Source organism: Microcystis sp. M49636_WE2, from assembly GCF_030065375.1.
In the GTDB taxonomy this organism is placed as follows: domain Bacteria; phylum Cyanobacteriota; class Cyanobacteriia; order Cyanobacteriales; family Microcystaceae; genus Microcystis; species Microcystis aeruginosa_C.
The window spans coordinates 1-5,059 of sequence record NZ_JASJFG010000041.1 but is presented as its reverse complement, the minus strand read 5'-3'; the positions used below and the strand labels follow the sequence as shown (position 1 = coordinate 5,059).

3 protein-coding genes are annotated in these 5,059 nt (G+C 41.4%); 2 read left to right on the top strand and 1 reads right to left on the bottom strand.

Features of this window, described 5'->3' with window-relative positions:
• Positions 1 to 2,343: Eco57I restriction-modification methylase domain-containing protein (locus PX484_RS00800; RefSeq protein ID WP_288102665.1), on the top strand; the 2,343-nt coding region annotated here is incomplete at its 5' end.
• Positions 2,344 to 2,592: 249 nt separating this feature from the next.
• Here PX484_RS00800 and bioD read toward each other — a convergent pair.
• Positions 2,593 to 3,267: a dethiobiotin synthase gene (bioD, locus tag PX484_RS00795; RefSeq protein WP_002763308.1), complete on the bottom strand. Its 675-nt coding sequence runs from the start codon at positions 3,265 to 3,267 to the stop codon at positions 2,593 to 2,595.
• Between the two features lie 371 nt (positions 3,268 to 3,638).
• Here bioD and ilvB point away from each other — a divergent pair.
• The coding region (gene ilvB, locus PX484_RS00790; RefSeq protein WP_288102664.1) for a biosynthetic-type acetolactate synthase large subunit at positions 3,639 to 5,059 on the top strand (1,421 nt) is incomplete at its 3' end.

Sequence of the window (5,059 nt, the reverse complement as noted above, 5' to 3'; positions counted from 1 at the left end):
GGGTTAATTTTTGAAAAGATTAATGGTTATAAGGACGGTTCTTTTTATACGCCGAGTTTTATTACCATGTATATGTGTCGGGAAACGATACGAAGAGCGATTGTGCAGAAGTTTAATGAAGTAAAAGGCTGGAATTGTCAAAGTTTGGATAATTTATATGAACGAATTGAGGATAAAAGAGAAGCGAATACTATTATTAATAGCCTGAAGATTTGCGATCCGGCCGTGGGTTCAGGACATTTTTTGGTTTCAGCTTTGAATGAGATAATCGCGATTAAGAGTGAGTTACGGGTTTTATTAGATAGTTCGGGTAAGTCGCTAAAAGATTATCGGGTAGAGGTGCGAAACGATAAGTTATTGGTTTACGATGATGAGGGGACTTTATTTGCTTATCATCCGAATAATAAAGAAAAGCAACGGGTACAGCAAGCCTTATTTCATGAGAAACAGACGATTATTGAAGGGTGTTTATTTGGGGTGGATATTAACCCTAATTCCGTGACTATTTGTCAGTTGCGGTTATGGATTGAGCTTTTAAAGAATGCTTATTATCGCGAGGATGGCAATTTAGAAACTTTGCCAAATATTGATATTAATATCAAGTGTGGTAATTCTTTGATTAGTCGCTTTGCTTTGGATGTGGATGTTAAACAGGTTTTACAGAAGCAGAAGTTTAGTATTGAGCAATATCGCAATGCAGTCCAGACTTATCGCAATGCGGAAACTAAGGGACAAAAGCGGGAGATGGAAACGCTGATTGCTAAGATTAAGGCTGGTTTTAGTGCTAATTTATTAATTAGTGATCCTAAGAAGGTGAAGTTACGTCAATTACAAGGGGAACTTTATAATCTGGAAAATCAGGGTTTATTGTTTGAGGAGACTAAGACGGAGCAAAAAGCGCGGGAGAAAAAAGTAACTAAGTTAAATAATGAGATTGATAAGCTAACTGCTGAAATTGCAGATATTGAAAGCGGTAAGCTGTATAAGAATGCTTTGGAATGGCGGTTTGAGTTTCCTGAAGTGTTGAATGATGACGGGGATTTTGTTGGGTTTGATGTTGTAATTGGTAATCCTCCTTATGGCGTAGATTTTTCAACCCAAGAAAAAGAGTTTTTAAAGAAATATTATGATCGAATTCATGTCCGAACTCCAGAGTCTTTTAATTATTTTTCTTACAGATATCAAGAACTTACAGGTAAGCAATCTTTGTGTTCACTAATAATTCCCTCTAGTTTTTTAAATCAAATTGAATTTGAAAAAAGTAGAGAATTAATACTAAGTAATTACAGTCTTATCTTAGACATTAATCTTGGGGATGGAGTATTTGAAGATGTTACAACTCCTACCTGCATCATTAGTTTTTCTAAAAAAATATTAAACAACTCAACTCTATATGCAGATCTATCAGATGTGGAAAGAGATAAATTACCAGTTGAGCTAGATAAAATCAATAATCTCATTGATCAATCCAATCTTGTTTCTAATCAAGCTTATAGCTTTGTTTTTAAAAATCATCATCAATTAATTGAAAAATGTTATTCAGGTAATCTAACTCTTAAAGATATTGCTGAAGATGTAGCTACTGGAATTAGTCCCGGACTTGCAGATGCTTTTATACTTAAATCAGATGAAGCTGAAAGTAAGAAATTAGAAAAAGATATAATTAAAAAACTAATAATTGGAGGAGAAATAAACTCTTATTGTTTACAGCCTAAATCAGAGAAAGTCATAATTTATTTTTCTTCGGACTTAGATGTTAAAAATTATCCCAATATTATTAAACATTTAAGCTTATACAAAGAAAAACTAGACAATAGAGTAGAAACTAAAAGTGGTGTTATCCCTTACTATGTAATGTTAAGACCTAGGCGCAAAAAATTATTTACTGAGCCTAAAATTTTAATTCGACAAACTGCGAATAGAATCATTGCTGCTTACGACGAAGATCAATGGTATTGCCTTAAAAGTGGAATAATAGTTCAGTTGCCAAATAAATCAGAAGTGCAATATTTATATTTATTGGCTGTTCTCAACTCTAAATTGATGAATTTTTTATATAGTGATTTAGTTAATGAAGATGTGAGAATATTTCCAGAAGTAAAGCCAGTACAATTATTTAAACTTCCAATTGTAGTTCCTAAAAGACAAATACAAATAGCATTAGAAAAAATTGTTAATAAAATTCTCACAGCTAAAAAAGACGATCCTAACGCTGACACAAGCGAATTAGAAAAGCAGATCGATCACTTAGTTTACAAACTCTATCAACTCACCTATAATGAAGTAAAAATCATCGATCCAGAATTTGCCCTAACAGAACAAGAATATCTGGACTTCCCCTAATTTATTCCCTTACCCCCCCGATGTCCTGTAGGGCTAATTCATGAATTAACCCTACTATGAATTAACCCTACAATGAATTAACCCTACAATGAATCAACCCTACTATGAATTAACCCTACCCTTACCCCCCCGATGTCCTGTAGGGCTAATTCATGAATTAGCCCTACAATGGGTGTTGTCAAATTGAAAGATGCTGGGAATCAGCTTTGCCTTTTGCCTTGTGCCTTTTGCCTCGTCTCAACAAGCAATTTAAATGCTTGACAGCTTAATTTCTGGCCAACTAGCTACCACCGAGGCCAATTTATCCAAATCCCGACGATCTTCGATAAAGGGAAAAACACCTAAAACTGGACAATTAGTCAAGGATTGAATTAAATCGATCGGTGTTAACTGCTCTATCTCCGTCTCCGTGCGCGGTTCGAGACAATTAAGGATAATTCCGCCCAAATTGACCTTTTTCTGCTCTGCTAGGGCAATATTAGCCACCGTTTGGGAAATCGCTCCCAATTTCACCGGCACCACCAAAAGCGTTTTTAACCGCCATTGAGCCGCTAAATCCGCCAAAGTTAGCTCGTGGGTGACAGGACAACCTAAACCCCCCAAACCCTCAATTAAAACCAAATCTTGGCTTTTTTGTAGGTTCAGCAGAGCTTGCCACACCGTCCCCAAAGGAATATCTCGACCCTCCAAATCAGCAGCCACAGGAGGCGCTAAGGGTGCTTGATATTGCAGCGGTGTGATCATTTCTAATTGACCCTGAAATAAACCCTCATACCATTCTCGATCGCCTTGACCCGTTTGCATTAATTTCATCAGCCCCAGGGCCTTCGATGGATAGTATTTTTGCCAATAAGCCACTAAAGCAGTGGTGACAACGGTTTTACCCGCATCGGTATCCGTAGCCGCAATCAAAAGACTATTCATAAAACCCCCAGGCTCAGTCAAGATCAGGTGAAATCACCAATATTTATCATCTTATCCCCCCATCTCCCCATCTCCCCACTTCCCACTTCATAATTCATAATTCATAATTCCCCCTCTCCTCACTTCCCCCCGCAACGCGCACGAAGTGGTCTCCCCACTTCCCACTTCATAATTCATAATTCATAATTCCCACTACCCCACTTCCCCAGATATTGCATGGGTAAGATGCAAAAAGAAAAAAAACTGCAGCCAAAAAGGTGAGATGGAATACACTAAAAGTATAAGGTTATCAATTTTGCTATTTTTCAAGTTGCATCCTAGGCAACAGAATTGCAATTATCCCTCTAGTTAGAAATTGGACGGTTTGCCCTGTGGTTTCATCACTTCCCAAGCCCAATGACTCTTTAACAACGGTTCCCCAGCGTTGTTCTGGTGCTTATGCCTTGATGGACAGTCTCAAACGTCATGGTGTTAAGCACATCTTCGGTTATCCGGGTGGTGCGATCCTGCCCATCTATGACGAACTCTACCGCTTTGAAGAACGGGGAGAATTACAACATATCTTAGTGCGCCACGAACAAGCGGCCGCCCATGCCGCCGATGCCTACGCTAGGGCCACCGGCAAAGTGGGGGTCTGTTTCGGTACTTCCGGCCCCGGGGCGACCAATTTGGTGACAGGCATCGCTAACGCACACATGGACTCCATCCCGATGGTGATTATCACCGGTCAGGTGAGTCGGGCGGCCATCGGTTCCGATGCTTTCCAAGAAACCGATATTTATGGTATTACTCTCCCGATTGTTAAACATTCCTATGTGGCTAGAAATGCCCGGGAAGTAGCGAGAATCGTCGCTGAAGCCTTCCACATCGCCAGTACAGGACGACCGGGGCCGGTTTTAGTCGATATTCCCAAAGATGTCGGTTTAGAACAGTGCGATTATATCCCCGTCGAACCGGGAGATGTGAAACTAAGCGGCTATCGTCCCACGGTTAAGGGTAATCGCCGTCAAATCGAGGCCGCTTTGCACCTCTTGGAAACCGCCGAAAAACCCTTACTTTACGTTGGTGGAGGTGCGATCGCAGCGAATGCCCACGCCCAAATTGCCGAGTTTGCCGAGCGTTTTCAGTTACCCGTTACCACCACGTTAATGGGGATCGGTGCTTTTGATGAACATCATCCCCTCTCGGTGGGAATGTTAGGAATGCACGGCACTGCCTACGCTAATTTTGCCGTGACCGGGTGTGATTTATTAATTGCCGTCGGCGCTCGTTTTGATGACCGAGTAACGGGGAAATTGGACGAATTCGCCTCGAAAGCTAAGGTAATCCATGTGGATATCGACCCGGCGGAAGTGGGCAAAAATCGCGCCCCTGACGTGCCGATTGTCGGGGATGTGCGGGTAGTTTTAGAACAAATACTCCAAAAAGCCAGAGAATTTGATTATCCCACTAATTCCGATCGCACCCAAGCTTGGTTAGCCCAGATTGATCGCTGGCGCCAAGATTATCCCCTGCAAGTACCCCGACCGGAAGGCAGACTTTCCCCCCAAGAAGTGATCGTTGAGGTGGGTCGTCAAGCACCCCACGCCTACTATACCACCGATGTGGGCCAGCATCAGATGTGGGCAGCCCAATTCCTCAAAAATGGACCCCGACGTTGGATTTCTAGCGCGGGATTGGGGACGATGGGTTTCGGTTTACCGGCTGCGATGGGGGTAAAGGTGGCTATTCCCGATGAGGAGGTCATCTGTATTAGTGGTGATTCCAGTTTCCAAATGAATCTACAGGAATT

What these genes read in the sequence shown, in the direction of transcription:
- bioD (WP_002763308.1), bottom strand. Translation starts at nt 3,267, where the DNA reads ATGAATAGTCTTTTGATTGCGGCTACGGATACCGATGCGGGTAAAACC.